At 59.6% G+C, this 16,376-nt stretch carries 13 protein-coding genes; 6 read left to right on the forward strand and 7 right to left on the reverse strand.

Annotated elements, in window-relative coordinates:
* Positions 1–140: 140 nt before the first annotated feature.
* Entirely contained in the window at positions 141–983 is an 843-nt protein-coding gene (locus X566_RS13995) for a hypothetical protein (RefSeq protein ID WP_034467213.1), read from the reverse strand.
* A gap of 97 nt (positions 984–1,080) precedes the next feature.
* Between X566_RS13995 and X566_RS14000 the strand changes: the two genes are divergently transcribed.
* The gene (locus tag X566_RS14000; RefSeq protein WP_034467216.1) at positions 1,081–1,743 is read left to right on the forward strand and encodes a Fe2+-dependent dioxygenase; all 663 of its coding nucleotides are present in this window, start codon (positions 1,081–1,083) and stop codon (positions 1,741–1,743) included.
* A gap of 117 nt (positions 1,744–1,860) precedes the next feature.
* On the opposite strand, the gene X566_RS24725 is transcribed toward X566_RS14000, so the two are convergent.
* Both X566_RS24725 and X566_RS14005 read right to left on the reverse strand, forming a co-directional pair.
* Complete coding sequence (locus X566_RS24725; RefSeq protein WP_152539874.1) at positions 1,861–2,073, reverse strand: hypothetical protein; 213 nt, start codon at positions 2,071–2,073, stop codon at positions 1,861–1,863.
* Positions 2,074–2,359: 286 nt separating this feature from the next.
* Positions 2,360–3,145 carry an IclR family transcriptional regulator gene (locus tag X566_RS14005; protein WP_051444095.1) on the reverse strand — a complete coding sequence of 262 codons (786 nt, stop codon included), beginning with the start codon at positions 3,143–3,145 and terminating at the stop codon, positions 2,360–2,362.
* A gap of 316 nt (positions 3,146–3,461) precedes the next feature.
* On the opposite strand from X566_RS14005, the gene X566_RS25210 reads away from it, so the two are divergent.
* Positions 3,462–3,746, forward strand: a complete 285-nt coding sequence (locus X566_RS25210; RefSeq protein ID WP_051444096.1) for a tripartite tricarboxylate transporter substrate-binding protein — start codon at positions 3,462–3,464, stop codon at positions 3,744–3,746.
* A 282-nt stretch (positions 3,747–4,028) separates the two neighbouring features.
* Here the strand turns inward: X566_RS25210 and X566_RS14015 are convergent, their stop codons facing one another.
* A complete protein-coding gene (locus X566_RS14015) occupies positions 4,029–5,126 on the reverse strand; it encodes an NADH:flavin oxidoreductase (RefSeq protein WP_034467219.1) in 1,098 nt (365 codons plus the stop codon).
* 309 nt (positions 5,127–5,435) lie between these two features.
* Between X566_RS14015 and X566_RS14020 the strand changes: the two genes are divergently transcribed.
* Entirely contained in the window at positions 5,436–6,425 is a 990-nt protein-coding gene (locus X566_RS14020; protein ID WP_034467221.1) for a tripartite tricarboxylate transporter substrate binding protein, read from the forward strand.
* A gap of 61 nt (positions 6,426–6,486) precedes the next feature.
* Here X566_RS14020 and X566_RS14025 read toward each other — a convergent pair whose 3' ends face one another.
* A complete protein-coding gene (locus tag X566_RS14025) occupies positions 6,487–7,470 on the reverse strand; it encodes a LysR substrate-binding domain-containing protein (protein WP_081740184.1) in 984 nt (327 codons plus the stop codon).
* Positions 7,471–7,788: 318 nt separating this feature from the next.
* On the opposite strand from X566_RS14025, the gene X566_RS14030 reads away from it, so the two are divergent.
* On the forward strand, positions 7,789–8,598 hold the full coding sequence (locus tag X566_RS14030) for a 2-keto-4-pentenoate hydratase (protein ID WP_034467223.1): 810 nt from the start codon (positions 7,789–7,791) through the stop codon (positions 8,596–8,598).
* A gap of 27 nt (positions 8,599–8,625) precedes the next feature.
* Complete coding sequence (locus tag X566_RS14035) at positions 8,626–10,425, forward strand: acyl-CoA dehydrogenase family protein (RefSeq protein ID WP_244434751.1); 1,800 nt, start codon at positions 8,626–8,628, stop codon at positions 10,423–10,425.
* 250 nt (positions 10,426–10,675) lie between these two features.
* On the opposite strand, the gene X566_RS14040 is transcribed toward X566_RS14035, so the two are convergent.
* Entirely contained in the window at positions 10,676–12,199 is a 1,524-nt protein-coding gene (locus X566_RS14040; RefSeq protein WP_034467226.1) for an ATP-binding protein, read from the reverse strand.
* 364 nt (positions 12,200–12,563) lie between these two features.
* Positions 12,564–13,901 (reverse strand): NADH:flavin oxidoreductase/NADH oxidase, encoded by a 1,338-nt coding sequence (locus tag X566_RS14045; protein ID WP_343213074.1) that lies wholly within the window; start codon positions 13,899–13,901, stop codon positions 12,564–12,566.
* A 402-nt stretch (positions 13,902–14,303) separates the two neighbouring features.
* Here X566_RS14045 and X566_RS14050 point away from each other — a divergent pair, with 402 nt between their 5' ends.
* Positions 14,304–16,346: a glycoside hydrolase family 113 gene (locus X566_RS14050; RefSeq protein ID WP_034467232.1), complete on the forward strand. Its 2,043-nt coding sequence runs from the start codon at positions 14,304–14,306 to the stop codon at positions 16,344–16,346.
* Positions 16,347–16,376 lie beyond the last annotated feature (30 nt).

Here is a 16,376-nt window from a genome sequence, read left to right on the forward strand (position 1 = left end):
ACGCAGTCGGCAACCTCCTTGCCGATCTGACCGTAACGGATGCGGATGACAGGCGGCGGTCGCGCTTGCGTCTATCGCGCAAATTGCGACGCAGCCACCGGTAGCCGTAGCAGTTCAGTGATGTCTTGGGCGGGCCCGGTTCATCGATACGCTGAGACGGAAAGCCTCGCGCGAGAGGCCGCCACCAGCAATTGAGACTCCGACACCGATGCTTTTGCTGGCCGCTTGAGACCCGGATAAACCTGCTGCAGCAGCTGTAACGCGTTCGACAGCGCATCTGCCGCCAGCTTATCCGATTTTCGGAGCGAGGGTAGGACTGTTTCCGCCTCACGACGGGCAGCGATCGTAAATCCAAGTCCATCAAGATACGGCTCCAATGTGGTGTCGCCTTGAAGCACGGCGTACTGAGCAGCCGCGCGCTCGATCAGTTCGCCGAGGATATGCGCCCGCAATCGCGGAGGAGAGGAGGCCTGCGGTCCACGGAGGCCTGCGTCATGCAGCGCGTTTCGGACATCTTCGACGTGGCGTTCGATCTCAGAGAGGGGTTTGCCGTCGGCGGCGGCCGCAACCGCCGCCTCAAGCCGCGAGCCAAGTGTCGTCACGCCAAGCTTCTTGAACAGCTCATCCATGATCGCATAGATCTCAGAGTGGCCGTGCGCGAACATTTGTGCTCCGGCCTCCCGTTCTCCTCCAGCATAGGCCGCAAGGCCAGCATCGAAGTGCGCCGCAATCACCTGCAAGGCGATTGCATACTCCGCTGGATCGTCTCCGACCGTCTCAGGATTGATGCCGCCTTCGCCGCCTTCGCCGCCTTCTCCACCTTCGCCGCCTTGAGCCCAGGCATTGATCAACTCGGCTTTGAACTGCGCGGCCTGTTCGATGGTCAGTCGCTGGGCATCGACGTCTGTCGCAAGATCAAGCGGTGACTGTTCGCCGGCACGAGCGGTGGCCGTACCCGTAAGGATGAACGCACCGACACCCATCCAAATCTTTATGCTTTTTCTCATCCGTTGATCCTGCCATCATGGAATGCAAGTAATCCGCGCAACAAGCGTTCCCTTCCAGCCGCGACCACATGCAATGCGTATCATTATCAGCAACGTACTCACGCCGAGCGATCTACAGAGCATCCGAGAGTCCATATCTTCTGTGAGATTTGTGGATGGCCGCAAGACAGCTGGGTTCGCCGCTCGCCAAGTCAAGATCAACGAGCAGGCGGATGCAACGGATACGACGACTCATGCGATCAAGTCACTGGTGACAAAACGTCTCAACGAAAACGATCTGTTTCGCGCGGCCGCCCGTCCGAAGAAAATCAGTCCGTTGTTGCTTTCACGTTACGAGCCGGGGATGGAATACGGCACGCACGTCGACGACGCCTTGATGCAGGGGATGAGAACCGATGTTGCTTTTACATTGTTTCTAAATGAGCCGGCGGACTATGACGGCGGGGAACTGGTCATCGAGTCAACAGCGGGCGAGGATGCCGTGAAGCTCGCGGCGGGGTCGATGGTTGTTTACGAGGCAACGACGCTTCATCGCGTTGCTCCCGTGAGTAGGGGCGAGCGATATGTTGTCGTTGGCTGGATTCGCAGCTTTGTCCGATCCGCGCCTCAACGCGAACTGCTGTTCGATCTGGAAACAGCACGACGCACGCTTTACAACCGCGAGGGAAAGACAGTGGAGTTCGATCTGCTCTCCAAGTCCCTCGCCAACCTGCTGAGAATGTGGGTCGACGATTGAGGATAGAGAGGCGGATATAGACAGAGGATGCCAAGGCTGGCTTTGAACCGTTTCTGCAATTTAGCATAGCCGGCTTCCGATTGCTCCGGCTGAAAGCCGCTGCGGACTAGAACCCATCTAAATCATCGGGGTTGCAGCGATGGTCTCGGACGGGCGCCGCAAAAACTTGCTATTCCCAACATCGCCAGGGCGACGGGCATCAACCGAGCGGAGTTCACCAGCATCAATGCCGTTTTGGATCAGCTTCGTATACAGATCAAAAACTCTGCGGCGCCCGTGATCAAATTTTGCTCTTGATCCACGCATTTCCGCCGCCAGTTGATCAAGCACTCGCAGTCGCGCACCTCGCGTCATGCGGCCATTGATCGAGCTCGAAACAACTCACGCAGGTTGCTCGCTGGGCGATCCCTGCTGCTAGGACAAAGCCGGAGTGAGTTTTGGCCGAGAAGCGTCCAGCGGATCAGCATGACATCGGAAGAGCCCGGTTGCTGGCTGTATTGCGATCAGCTGGTGCTGTATCTAACAATCCTGCTGCTCGGCGAAGTCCTGTGGCAGAATGAAGCTGCACAGCAGGCGCTACATAGGCAATAGCGGGCCTGATAGTTCGGAAGAGCTGTTAGAGACCCTTCATCACCTCAAGCAGGTCCTGCCGCAAAGCCAAGAGATCATCCCTCATCTTGCGTGCGACGATGGCCGGGGGCGCATGGGCGCTTGTGCTCATATTCAGCACATATGTCGGCCAGTTGGAAAGCTGCAGCGGCGTCGCCACGGCAACCACGCCCGGTTGCCATGCGGCTGCGCAGTATCCGTGTTTTCGGACTCCAGCAACGGCGGCCTCGATCTCGCGTGTTGGCCATTTCCATCCGGAAGGGCGATACGACCGGACGAGGTTGATGAGCGCGTGTCTGTCCGCATCCAGCAGCGTGGAAATGTAAGCGCGCCCCAATGACGTGAGCTCAATGGGAACACGTTGGCCAGCCGCAATACTGCGAAGGGATGCTTTCGGATTATACCGGACGGATTCCAGATAGACCATCGCGTCTCGGTCGGCCACTGCAAGTCCGACATTGAGGTGCAGCCTTTCCGAGGCAGCTTTCATTCTCGGAGCGGCCAACGCGATCGCCGGCGAGCCAACGCGCATGGCATGTGCCAAAGCCAATGTCAGCGCGGACAATCGATATCCCCGGCGCTTCACATCGTGGTCCAACAGGCCGGTGTGGACGAGGGTCTGTGTCAGCCTGCTGGTTGTGGACTTGGAAAGGCCGGTTCTTTCGGAGATCTCGCCATTCCCAAGCAGATCGATTCCGGGACGAAACGTTCGCAAGATTTCAACACCACGGACCAAGGAGCGGTTGGATTCGGATTGTCCAAAGCGGCTGCGGCGTTGAGCTTGCTGCATCATACCTCTCTCAGAGGCTCTTCATTTCCACCTGGTGGAATTAGCATGGTGTCAGACCGGAGGCAATGATCCATGGCTGCGTATCATCAAAGCAGGCGAGGAAACCGCAATGAGCCGTCACAACGCTCGATCAAAAGTGCCGTTACGCCTCGTCCGGTCCTTACGGCGATTGCGCTTGGCATCGCTCTTCTGGTCGGGAACGGCGTTCACGTCGACGGCTTCTTTTCCCGAGAAGCCTGTGCGCTTGGTCGTTCCCTTCGCCCCGGGCGCGGGACCGATCTGATCGCACGTACGCTCGCCGCGGGACTCTCCACCGAGCTTGGCCAGCCTTGTCATCAGCGATAACAAGCCGGGCGATGGCACCATCGTCGGCTCCGAAACTGTCGCAAAAAGTCCACCCGATGGATACACGCTGCTGGTCGCAACATTCGCGCATGCGATCAATCCCAGCATGCAGCCGAAGCTGCCTTATGTCACGGACAAGGAATCTGCGCCGATGATTCTGATCGGGCGCTCATTCAATGTTCTGGTTGTTAAGCCGGACAGCCGTTTGAAAAGTGTCAAGGATGTCCTCGATATTGCTAAGGCGGAGCCAGGCCCCTGACGTCGTTTTGCCGGAAAGGCAGGGAGCTGTGGCCGTCGATGGCGTCGTCGTGATCGCGTGGGATTTGGTCGTACGTGCGGTCTGTCGCATTCCAGACGCCACTCGGGCCACGCGGCTGTTCGTGGCAAGCCAAGTTCATCTCGCGCGACCACGCGGGCGCTTCGACAGAATGTCAGCGCGGTCGGCGTGCAGGTTCGATGGCCCGCGGGCTCCGACTGCGACCGTGCATGGCGACGAACGCAGCCAAGCCATGTTCGGTCCGCCATCGTGCAGGGGCGCGAGTTAAATCGCAGCTTCCTCGGCGGCGACAAAGCCCGGCCAATTGCCCATATACTTGATGAATGTCGGGCTGAGCCCCTCGTCGCGCAGATGCTGCGCCGTTACCGGGAGAGCCGGAGATTGATAAGCAGGGTTGCGGCGGACTTGTTCGGGGAAATCGTGCCGCAAGATTGCTGCACGACCGATCAGCACGAAGTCGCAACCCTGCTCGAGCACGGCCGCAGCCTGCTCGGCGCTCATAATCTTGCCAGCCGCACCGAGCCGGACATTGCCGCGCGGCAGGTCGGTGAAATAGCTCATCAATGTGCGCCCCTGGAAGTCTTCTTCGATTGGCTCCTTCGCGCAATCCCACAGCGACATGTCGAGATAGTCGATCTTGTCTTGCCGGAGCACCTCTGCGGCGACGCTTCTGATTTCAGCAAGCTTCAGGCCGAACCGTTCGGGCGAAAGACGCAGTCCGACCTGGAAGTCTGGCCGAGTTTGTGCGCGAATGCCGTCGATGATCTCGAAGATGATGCGCGAGCGGTTCTCGAGACTGCCACCGTAACGGTCGTCGCGTTTGTTGACCTCCGATGACAGGAACTGCGCCAGGATATAGCCGTGCGCGCCGTGGATTTCGACACCGTCGAAACCTGCTCTCTCGGCACGCTTGGCGGCGATGATAAAGTCGTCGCGCAGTTGCTCGACTTCGGCAAGCGTGAGCGCGCGTGCGCCGCTTTTGGTATCAGCGGACGGCGCCACCGGTGTCCCGACCAGGTCTTTCGGTGAGCGATTGCCGGCATGATGCAGCTGCACCGACGAGACCGAACCTTGCGCTTTGATTTCTGAGGCAAGGCGGCCAAGTCCTTCAAGGTGCTGGTCGCCGAAGATGCCGAGTTGCCCGGGAAAGCCTTGGCCGATTGATTGGACATGTGCAGCGCAGGTCATGGTGAGGGCGAACGCGCCCTTGGCGCGCATCGTCAGCCATCGGAATTCTTCATCCGACAGACGGCCGTCGGCATGACTCTGTTGATTGGTTAGGGGCGCCAGCATGAAGCGGTTCTTCATGGCTGGGCCGCGAGCAAGAGGCATCGGCTGAAAGAGCTTGTCGATGAAGGACATGGGGAGTTCCGAGAATTCGCGCGCAGGCTGCGTTTGGAAATGGGCGACTAATGTCGCTCATAAAACGATGGACCGCAACATGCTGGCGCGCTCATGGGCGGCATGTGAGCTGCACGGAGCTGCGCCCGATCGTGCCCAAGTATACCTCCGATTCATGCGGTGCTGGTGCTGACACGCCGCGATAAGCCGGCTGGACGACGGGGTGCTGCCGTTTCGACCTGCTTCAGGAGCATGTCGCGGGTTACTTGAGTTGTCGTAGCTGCACCGCCTATCATCGAGCATCAAAAAAGAAGACGGAGGATTCGCAAAATGGCTAAGCGCGTGAACCGCAGGGCTTTTCTCAGAACAGGAACCGCAGTCGCCAGTTCGGCTTTGCTCGGCGGGCGAGCCTTCGGGCAAGCGGCATGGCCAGCAAAGCCTGTCCGGGTCGTGTGCGGTTATCCTCCAGGTGGTTCGACCGACGTGGTCGCAAGGGCGTATTCGGAGTTTCTCAGCCGGCACTTCGGTCAACCCTTTGTTGTCGAGAACAAGGGCGGTGGCTCAGGAACCGTTGGCGCTCTCGATGTCAAGCAGGCGCGTCCCGACGGCTACACCCTGATGGCCACCATCTCGACGACGATGATCCAGAATCGTGTGACGATGAAGAACCTGTCCTACGATCCTGAAAAGGATTTTGAGATCGTGACGATCGTCGCCGGCAGCGGCAGCCTGGTCGTGGTTCAGCCGAACACCGGCGTCACCAATCTGCAAGAATTCGTTGAGTTCGCAAGGAAGGCTAACAAGCTGAGCATGGCAACCTACGCCATCGGCTCGACGCCGCACTTGGTGGCCTCAGAGCTCAATCAGCAGTACGGCTTGAGAATAGAGCCGATTCATTATCGCGGCGAAGCGCCGATGTGGGCGGATTTCATGGCGGGCTCAACGGACATCGGGGTCGGCAGCACGGCGCCGACATTGCCGGTCTTGCAAACAGGGCGAGGCAAGCTGATTGCTTCGGTGGGAACGCGAAACCGCGCCTTTCCCGAAGTCCCAACCTTGGCCGAGCAGGGTCTCAAATCGCAGGCGTCGCATATTCGTGGTTATGTGGGGTTCTGGGCGCCTGCCCATACACCCGAAGATATCTTGGAAAGGCTCTCTGAGGCATTGGTCCTGGGCGGCAAAGATCCGCGCGTTCTGCAGGCGACCGAACAGTTTCATCTCGATCCTGCCATTCCCGCTGCGGAAGCAAGGAAGAGATTTGCCAATGATTCGACGGCTCTCATTGCTGCCCTGAAGCAGCTTGGCATTCAGCCCGAGTGAGTCCCATCGCTTGGCGGGCTAGCGCTGCCGATACGCGCCGCGTTGGCCCAGATCGCGGTCGCTACTTGCCGCGGCGGATCTGACGCTTCGGCGTATCGTGCGCCTGTGATGGAGTTGCAGAACCGCGTACCCTGCTGTTACGAGCCTGCGAGCGCTGTCGGATGGATGACGAGCGCAGCTGAATGAGTTGCAACGCGTTGTCTAAGGCGGAACTTGAACTTGGAGACTTCCAAACGCACCACGTCTCCGACAGGATTGTCGGCTCCTTCAATGGTATGAAACGAGCCCCGCGAAGTTGGGAGTTCTGCAACGTGCGGGGGACCAAGGCCGTTCCCATTCCGTTGGCGACAAATGACACGACGCTGAGCCAATGCGCAACCTCGTGCCGCACTTTGGGTAAGAAGCCCGCCGACAGGCAGGTGCTGACAATGCTCTCGAAGTAATCGGGCGAGCTCTTTCGAGAGAACAGCACGAACTCGTCGTGTCGAAGTTGCGAAAGGCGTATTCGGGTTGCTGCTGCAAGCCGGTGCTGCTGCGCCACGCAGGCGACGAATGGCTCTGCATGATAGCAGAACCCGGCCAGGCCTTCAGGCATTGCGCGGCCGTGGATGAACCCGATATCGATCTCGTCTCGCAGCAGGGCTTCGATCTGGTCATTCGAAACAAGTTCGCGCAGCACGAGGTCTATGCTTGGAAACGTCTTCCGGACATCATCTACGATGCCGGGAAGGCCGCGATAGAGCATCGAGCCGCCAAAGCTGATGCGAAGCTGACCGCTTCTGCCTTCGGCGATCGATCTCACCAGCCGCTTCGCTTCATCCATTCTTCTCAAGAGGATCTGCGCCTCGCGAAGAAAGCCCGCGCCTGCGGGGGTCAGCTCGACCTTACGGGTGTTCCGCTTGAAGAGTGCGGAGCCGACTTCGAACTCCAGTTGCTTGATGGCATAGCTTAGCGGCGGCTGCGATAGTGACAGGCGTCGCGCCGCGCGCCCGAAGTGCTTCTCTTCGGCGACGACGGTGAAATATCTGAGTTTGCGTGCGTCCATCTTCGGCCCCGCTTCTATTGAGACAATACATGTATCAATTCTGCCAAAATCAGTATTGGACTGTATCGATGCTTTGATCAATTCCTAACGTTCCTCAGAGTGTTGCCGGCTCCGGCTGCATCTCTGCACCCGACAAAACGAGATCGTAAGGTAGGAACGCTGCTTTGTATAAGGTCATCCGCGGGGCATCTGGTCTTGGCGCATGTGTTGCTGCATCGGACGCAGGCTTTGCCGTCGCCGCCGCGAAAGCCGATGACGAGACGTCATCGGAAAGAACCCGCCGATCCGCATGACTCAAGAATTCAAGCAGGCGAGACAATGTCTATCGTTCGCAGGCCTCCGGCCAATCTCTCTCCGCAACTGAATGCTCTCGCGGAGAAGCTCGCCGAAGCGCGTCGCACGCAGAAGCAAATTGCCAGCTTATCCGGCGACCTCGTGCCTGCCACAACCGACGATGCATACTTCGTGAATCGCCTCGTCGCGGATCGACTGGGGTGGGAGCCGCTTGGTTGGAAGATCGCGGGGACGACGGCGTTCGTGCGCGAAAAGCTGAACATCGACACGCCTATCTATGGGCGGACATTCAAGATGTTCCAGGCTCAGTCGCCCGCCCGGTTCGCGCGAGGCGAGCTGCTCGATCCTTTGATCGAGTGCGAGTTCTTTGTGACGCTCGCAAAGGATATTCCAGCACGTCAACAGCCGTGGACAATGGAGGACATTGTCGAGGCCATTGATTGTGTGCACGCGGGCATCGAAATCGCCGAATGCCGCTTTCCATCATCAGCGTTGCCGCCGCTCCCGGCGGTGCTCGCAGACGGCAGTGCGTCGGGGCGTTACGTTTTCGGCTCACAGATTCTTGGCTGGCGCAGCGGGCTTGCAGCTCTGGACGTCATCCTGGAGGTTGATGGTCAGGTCAAGCGCCAAGGGAGAGGAAGCGATGTCATGGGAGACCCGCTGATTCCGCTTCTGTGGCTCGCTGAGGAGCGGCGACGATGGGGAGACGGCCTTCGTGCCAGGGAGACGATCAGCACCGGATCGATGACGGGCATGTTGCCGGTGCGCAAGGCGCGGTCGGTGAAAGCCACGTTCGGCGGAGAGAGCACTGTCGCAATCGACTTTTATGACTGAATGGCGCGTTCAATTCCGGAGATTGCCATGAACTATCAGATGATGAGAATATCGCACACGAATGACCCTGCTTCGCTCGTCTCGCGGGCGGCAACCGCGAAGCGATCGCAGACCCTCGCGCCGACGGCGGAGGGAGTGAATTTCTTCGAGCACGATCACAGCTTGAAGCAACTGCTTCCGCAGTACCTTGACCCCGAGCTGCTTTCATTTCTGAGGCCGCATTTCCTTGAGCTCGGAAGCCTCCTTGGCAAGGAGCTGGCTGAACTGTCGGACCAAGCCGAGCGTCATTCTCCCAAGCTGAACTATCGCGATCGCTTCGGTCGTGACGACGAATGGATCGAATTTCACCCCGCCTATCGCGCCATGGAGGCGCTGGCCTATGGCCGTTTCGGTATTCATGCGATCGGCCACCGCGACGGTGTCCTCGGTTGGCCGTCGAAGATGCCACCGATTGCGAAGTATGTGTTTCAGTACCTGTTCGCGCAGACGGAGTTCGGTCTGCTATGCCCGGTCAATATGGCGGGGAGCGCCTCGGAGCTACTGCGCAAGTATGGCAGCGAGGAGCTGCGCAAGACGTTCCTCGATCGCATGCTGACCCAGAACATGGACGAACTGCTTCGCAGTGCTCAGTTCATGACCGAGAAGGCCGGCGGCTCCGATGTCGGTCAGGCTGATCTCCTGGCCGTGCGGGAGGGGAGCGCCTGGCGTTTATGGGGAGAGAAATGGTTCTGCTCGAATGTCGATGCGGACGTCGTGGTGCTGCTGGCACGACCTGAGGGAGCGGTCGCCGGCGGAAAGGGACTCGGCCTTTTCTTCATGCCGAAGGTGCTCGGCGACGGAACGCGTAACGCATATCGGATCATGCGCATCAAGGACAAGCTCGGCAGCAAGTCGATGGCCAGCGGCGAGGTGCTCCTCCAGGGCGCTGTTGCCTATCAGCTTGGCGATCTCGACAAGGGGCTTCGCCATATGTTGGAGATGGTCAACTCAAGCCGTCTCTCCCATCTTGCCCGCGCCGCTGGAATGATGCGCCGCTGTGTCAACGAGGCTTTGGCCGCGGCAGCCCACCGGGATGCCTTCGGCAAGGCCGTGATCGATCACCCCCTCATGCGCCGTCAACTCATGAAAATGATTGTGCCGACGGAGCAGAGCCTGTCGGCATTGATGTTCACGGGTACCTTCGCAACCCCAGTTGACGAGTACGATGGGAAGATTTTGCGGATCATGACGGCCCTTTCGAAGTATCGGGCCTGCCGTGATAACATCACCGTCGCGACGTCGGCGATGGAGGCGCGCGGCGGGAACGGGTACATTGAAGATTGGCCAAACGCGAAGCTCGTGCGGGACGCGCATCTTGGGGTGCTGTGGGATGGGACGAGCAACATCAACGCGCTTGATGTCATTCAACGCACGGTCAGAAAGGAGCAGGCTCATCGTGCGCTTGAGGCGGAGTTGAACAAGCGGTTGAACGCTGCGGATCTGCCGGGGCAATTCAAGACACGGCTGTACGGGGCCGTTCAGAGTGCAATCAGATTCGCAGAAGAAGTCGCTGGGTCGAGCGAGAACGAGCGGTTCGCCCGCGTGGCTGCTGGAAAGCTCTACCATGCGACCACGGCCGTTGTCCTCGCAGTGGAGGGCATGCGGGCAGCTCGCGAAGGGCTGGATGCCCGTAGGCTTCTGCTCTCGCGGTTCGTTCTGGAGCACCGTTTCGATCGGGCTGCCGCGCTGAATCTCGAGGCTTATCGATGGGAGGAAGAAGCGATCTCGTTCGTCCTCAGCCAGGACAAGGTCTCGCTGAGCGCGGCGGAGGAGTGCTTGCGAGCCTAGCGGAATGGCTTTCGCCACAAGGAAGCATCGGGGGCCTCCGCATCAATGAGTGCGGAATCCTGGATGCGCGCCATAGCCGACGATGGCAAGGCCGCGCCGATCTGGTTGAACGGATGTCGAGCCTCGGCCTGACGTCAGCCTCAGAAACGTTGGAGGGGAGCTGCGCCGTTAAACAGGGCGCGGCTCAACGACGGCGCGAGGTCTTTCTCTGTTCTCGATCGTGATCGGCTGCGTCGGTTAGCAGGTCGCATCAGTCCGCCGGTCCGCCACAGCCGGGTTCGGCTTCGGTCTCTGCCGCCAATTCGTCGGCTTGAGGGTCCCCCGGAGCCGTCGCCCAGGCCAGTTCGACCATCGTCACGATCCGCCGGCCCGTACCGTCGAGCTGGCAGACGATGAGGCCTTGTTCCTCGATGTAGGTCAGCAGGTGCCGGGCCCGGCGCAGCGAATGTGTGCCATAGGCCCGGGCAATCGCCGCATCACTCGGGCAAGGTAAGCTTTCCTTCGCGGCGCGCGCAACCATCATGAAAACACCCCGCATGTCTTCGGGCAGAATCGAGGCGCGAATTGAAACATCCTGCCATGCGGCGTCCTCGGCCATATCGGAATCGAGGCCTGCGCGTGCGTGGGTCAACATGCGGCGGAAGTCGCCCAGGTCTGGCACGGCCGACCCGAGCCCCTCGATGCGGCAGCGGACGACGAATTCCTGATAAAGGACGCTGACCGCCCGGAACCCCGCGTCGGGATCTGCCAGAATCGCGCGCAGAATCCGGTCCACGCGCTCGCGCTGTTTTGTCAGTTCTTCAGTGCTGAGCGGCTGCTCGACGGTTTCGGGCGGAACCTCCGGCGCTGCGATTCTGGCCGCTATCAGTTGGCCGAGGAGGTCCGGCGGTGGCCGGCGTTGCGGCCGGGTGCTCTCCGGTGGCGGCGCAGCCAGGATGACGGCGCGTGCATCCTCCAATGTGGCCTCCGGCAGCGGCATCAGCCGTGGGGTTGCATTGCGGGGCCGGGTGTCGGTTGGGCCGATACGAAGCCCCAGCGGACGACGGGAGAGGGCCGGGCCAAGCGCCATGAATTGCCCGCGCTCCAGGTCTCGAAACGAATCCGCCTGTCGTCGCTCCATGCCCAAGAGGTCGGCGGCACGGGCCATGTCGATATCCAGAAAGGTACGCCCCATCAGAAAATTGGAGGCCTCTGCCGCGACGTTCTTGGCGAGCTTCGCCAGACGTTGTGTCGCAATAACCCCCGCAAGTCCGCGCTTACGGCCGCGGCACATCAAGTTGGTCATAGCGCCGAGAGAGAGCTTGCGCGCCTCGTCCGAAACTTCTCCGGCAATGGCTGGCGCGAAAAGCTGCGCTTCGTCCACCACAACGAGCATGGGATACCAGTGATCGCGTGGAACCTCGAAGAGTCCGCCGAGAAACGCGGCTGCACGCCGCATCTGGTTCTCAGCATCGAGGCCCTCGAGATTGAGCACCGCGGAGACGCGATGCATGCGCGCACGTTCGCCTGCGACCTGCAAGCCTCGCTCGGTATGCTCTTCGGCATCGATGACGAGATGACCGAAGCGATCGGCCAGCTCGACAAAGTCACCCTCAGGATCGATGACGGTTTGCTGTACCCAGGGTGCGCTCTGTTCCAGCAGCCTGCGCAGTAGATGAGACTTGCCGGAGCCTGAATTTCCCTGCACGAGGAGCCGGGTCGCCAGCAGTTCTTCGAGGTCCAGGGCCACCGGGGCGCCGGCGGTGGTGTGTCCCATCTCAATCGCAACGGTCATGTCTCGACTCAAGTCTCCTTGCGGAGAGGGCTTATCAACCTGATCGCACCCCGTCGAGCGCCCCGCACCGCGCGAGTCATGGCGGCAAGCCGATGGAGCCGGCTGGTCGCTCAATCCAAAACAGTCCAAAGTGTCCCGTTGATCGACCGAATGGCGCAATGAAACTGGAGGCTCTTCGAAAGATGACCAAGCGTATGGTCGAAGGTCTGGATGCCTCGATCAATGCTGGGGACAAGCCCAAAATAACCGAGAATCGGTCCGCCACTGTCGGGCCTCCTTTGAGGCCGTCGTAAAGCGGATCGAGGGCTTTCGGTCCAGATTGATTTACGAACGGACCGCCGCAGCCAATGCTGGCGCGGGAGGGCTAACCGCCTTTGGGTCGATCCCATGCAACGCTCGGCGGTCGGTCGAGCTGCCGAGACGTCGCCGGCGGCTTGGCGTTGGGATGCACGTAGGAGAAGCCGAGCCAATTGTTGGGGCGTGCGCGCAAATATTGCGGCGGATAATCGATATCGACGCCAAGCGCCGCTGCAGCGTGAACACCCCAGCGTGGATTGTCGAGCATCGGCCGGCCAATCGCGACGAAATCGGCTTCATCGGCTGCGATGATTGCCTCGGCCTGCTCGGGACGAGCGATCATGCCCACGGCCATGGCGATGAGGCCGGTGCGTCGTTTAACTGCGGTGGCAAACGGAACCTGGTGGCCGGGTGACGCGGGCGGAATCGAAATACCCGGTGCGATATTTCCCGATGACATGACGACATAGTCGATCCCCGCGGATGCGAGTTCCTTGGCAAACAGGACGGCATCCACCAGCGTGAACCCATCCGGATGCCAATCGGTGCTGTTCAGACGAAAGCCCAAGGCGCGCGACGACGGCCATACGGCGCGGACAGCGCGAGCGACCGCAAGCGGGAAACGCATCCGATTTTCGAGCGACCCGCCCCACTGATCCGTGCGCTGGTTGGACAAGGGCGAGAGAAAGTTATGCAACAAATAGCCGTGCGCACCGTGAATCTCGACCAGGTCAAAGCCTGCGCGTGCGGCGCGTGAGGCCGCATTCGCAAAATCATCCGTAATCTGCTCGATCCCTGCGGCGTCGAGTGACGTCGGTGTCTGCCAATGACGGTCGAACGCCAACGGTGAGGGGGCGACGGGAATCCATGCGCCTTCTTCCGGCGGCAGAGGCTCACCTTTCCATCGCTCGGGAATTGTGCGGGTCGACGACTTGCGGCCCGAATGCGTGAGTTGAATGCCAAGCTTGGCGCCGGATAGTTTCTTCGCTTCGCGAGCCAGATTGCCCAGCGCGTGTTCATGGGCGTCGCTGTATAAGCCAAGGCATCCGTGGGTCCCGCGGCCGACCTCGTTGACCGCGCTCGCCTCCATGATGACGAGACCCGCACCGGACATCATCAGGTTGCCGACGTGAATCAGATGCCATGGCTGCGCGATGCCATCAATCGCGCTATACTGGCACATCGGAGACACCACGATCCGATTGGCGAGGTTGAGGCCTCCTACTTTCCGTGGGCTGAAAAGTGCGCTCATCGTTGGTGTCCATTCCCCGTCGGGCTTGATATCTCTCAAAATGAATGATGCTGGAGCTCTCGTGCCGTGAACATCCGGCCATTGCAGACGGCAGCTACTTTCATGGATGTAAAATCCGCTCGCGGGCTGACGCGTAAACAGCCAGCACGCCATCGTGAGTCGCCCGTGCAAGCCCGTGGCTGGTTCTTGAACCGGTGATAGTGTACTCGCGCACGTACTCCACTGCGGTGCTGCTCGGCTCTGCTTCAAGGCCGGTTGCGATGGATTTACGGTGACGCGGACCTCCTACTGCACAAGTGATCGCAGGAGCCAGACTGCTCCAATTTGCTCTTCATTTGATGCACTCCTTTGAGTGCTTGTCGGATCGAGCTTTGGCCAATTTGATCGATTAGTGTTGATCGTAGGCGGAACACACGCCGCATCGATCCAATCGAAAGCGTTGGCGCTATCTTTGTCGGATCGTCAAACGTTCGGCCAATTATCCCTTCAATGTCGAGCGCGATAAGGACTGTTCGTGAGGCCGCCCTCGTTTGCGGCGTTGAGGTGAGGTGCTCGATGACGGCGATCTTCAATGTGCAGGGCTTTGGTTTTCAATCCGATTGGAACGGACAACTGGTTACAAACGATGCGCACGAAGCGCTGAATCGGATCGCTTCCACCCACGCCAATTCCATTTCGATCGTGCCGCGCATTTTTACGGAACAGGCAAGTTCCAACCAGGTTTTCTCCCATCCCGATAAAACTGAAAGCAACGAGAACCTTGCAGCCGCAGTGGCCGATGCGCACGCACTCGGTCTGTCCGTGCTTTTCAAGCCAGCGCTGACGCCGCTCGATGGGAGCGGGCAGATGTCCCTGGCGCCGACGGATGTCGATCAATTCTTTGCCTCATACCAGGCGATGATTGTCGCGTTCGCCGAGGTCGCCCAGGCGACCGGCGTGGATTCGTTTTCGATCGGAAACGAGATGAGTTCTCTGTCCGGGGCGCCGTACCGCGATCATTGGATCGGCATCATCAATGCGGTTCGCGAGGTTTACTCCGGAACGATTACTTATGCTGCGGCCACAGACGAGGCGAACCACGTCAGCTTTTGGGATGCCGTCGATGAAATCGGCGTCAATGCCTACCCGCCGCTCACCGCTGACACGGCTCCGACCGTCGACGAGATGGTTGCCGCATGGCGCAGTGTATCCGCCAACGATTATTGGGCGGCTGCGATGGATCATATGTCGCCTGTGGATTTTTTCCATTCGCTGGCGATGGAGTACGACAAGCCGGTGCTGTTTACCGAGGTGGGGTATCGCAGCATGGACGGCACCAACATTCGGCCGGGCGGCTGGAATGTCGATGGCCCGCAGGATGTGGGGGAACAGCGCGACGCATTCGACGCGCTGTTTCAAGTTTGGAGTTCGGAGGGGAGCTGGTTCAATGGATTCCATATCTGGAACTGGGATCCGACGAATGCGTACTCTCCTACGGGTTACTCTCCGATGGATAAACCCGCAGAGGCGCTGATCACAGATTGGTTCGCCGGCGAGATCGGGACACCGCCTCGGACCGTGGCCGGCTCGCCTGATGCCGATCTGATCGACGTTGGGCGAGGCGATGACAATCTCTCTGGCGGGCTCGGCGACGACATGATCCGCGGTGGTGCCGGCAACGATACAATCGTCGGAGGACCGGATTCGATCCCGAGGCTCGAGAGTTCGACGGTCACGGTGACCGGCTTCGGCTCAGTGCTCGATGGGATCGGCGCCCGAATGCAATTGCTGGTGAACGATCAGCCGGTTGGCGATGTCATTGAATTTCGTTCAGCCGCCGGGCCTTCCGACTATCAGACGTTCGATATCACCTTTGAGAATCCATCTGAGATCTCCAGTCTCAGGCTCGCGTTCATCAATGACGAAAGCAACAAGGGAGGTGATCGTAATCTTTATATCAAGGACATCGTCGTTAACGGTCAGCATTTGAGCGCCACCGATAGTGTGAACACGAGTTCGCCCGGAACTTGGAATCTCTATCATAACGCATCCATCGATTACGACATGAGCCAGAGGCAGTCCCTGTTCTTCGGCGCGAGTACAGATAACGATGTTATCGACGGAGGCCCGGGCAACGACCTGATACGCGGAGGGGCTGGCAACGACAGAATTGGCGGAGGTATCGGAAATGATACGGTCTATGGCGGGATTGGCGATGATTGGATCGATGGCGGCACAGGAAGCGACAAACTCTATGGCGATGACGGCAACGATGTCGTGATCGGAGGCGAGGGAAATGACTACCTGTTCGGATTGAATGGCGATGATACTTTGAATGGCGGTCCTGGAAACGACTATCTGCACGGCGGTAATGGATCGGATACATTCGTCTTTGAGCCCGGGTTCGGGGCCGACATTATCGGCCAGTTTCACGACGGCGCAGGGACGGAGGATACGATCCAATTCGATCGGACGATCTTTGCGGATTTCGCCGAGGTGCAGGAGCGAATGGTTCAGGTCGGAGCAAGCGTTTTCATAATGGCAGAGAATGGCGACTCCGTTGAACTTCAGCGGGTGACGCTGGCGCAAATGGGGGCCGACGATTTCTTGTTCGTTTAGGTATCGAATGCATTCGGAGGCAAATTCGAT

The organism is Afipia sp. P52-10 (assembly GCF_000516555.1).
Lineage (GTDB): Bacteria > Pseudomonadota > Alphaproteobacteria > Rhizobiales > Xanthobacteraceae > P52-10.

Bases quoted from the DNA above. Each gene is read 5' to 3' on its own strand.
- X566_RS13995 (WP_034467213.1), bottom strand. From the start codon at position 983: ATGGGTGTCGGTGCGTTCATCCTTACGGGTACGGCCACCGCTCGTGCC.
- X566_RS14000 (WP_034467216.1), top strand. From the start codon at position 1,081: ATGCGTATCATTATCAGCAACGTACTCACGCCGAGCGATCTACAGAGC.
- X566_RS14005 (WP_051444095.1), bottom strand. From the start codon at position 3,145: ATGATGCAGCAAGCTCAACGCCGCAGCCGCTTTGGACAATCCGAATCC.
- X566_RS14015 (WP_034467219.1), bottom strand. From the start codon at position 5,126: ATGTCCTTCATCGACAAGCTCTTTCAGCCGATGCCTCTTGCTCGCGGC.
- X566_RS14020 (WP_034467221.1), top strand. From the start codon at position 5,436: ATGGCTAAGCGCGTGAACCGCAGGGCTTTTCTCAGAACAGGAACCGCA.
- X566_RS14025 (WP_081740184.1), bottom strand. From the start codon at position 7,470: ATGGACGCACGCAAACTCAGATATTTCACCGTCGTCGCCGAAGAGAAG.
- X566_RS14030 (WP_034467223.1), top strand. From the start codon at position 7,789: ATGTCTATCGTTCGCAGGCCTCCGGCCAATCTCTCTCCGCAACTGAAT.
- X566_RS14035 (WP_244434751.1), top strand. From the start codon at position 8,626: ATGAACTATCAGATGATGAGAATATCGCACACGAATGACCCTGCTTCG.
- X566_RS14040 (WP_034467226.1), bottom strand. From the start codon at position 12,199: ATGACCGTTGCGATTGAGATGGGACACACCACCGCCGGCGCCCCGGTG.
- X566_RS14045 (WP_343213074.1), bottom strand. From the start codon at position 13,901: ATGGCGTGCTGGCTGTTTACGCGTCAGCCCGCGAGCGGATTTTACATC.
- X566_RS14050 (WP_034467232.1), top strand. From the start codon at position 14,304: ATGACGGCGATCTTCAATGTGCAGGGCTTTGGTTTTCAATCCGATTGG.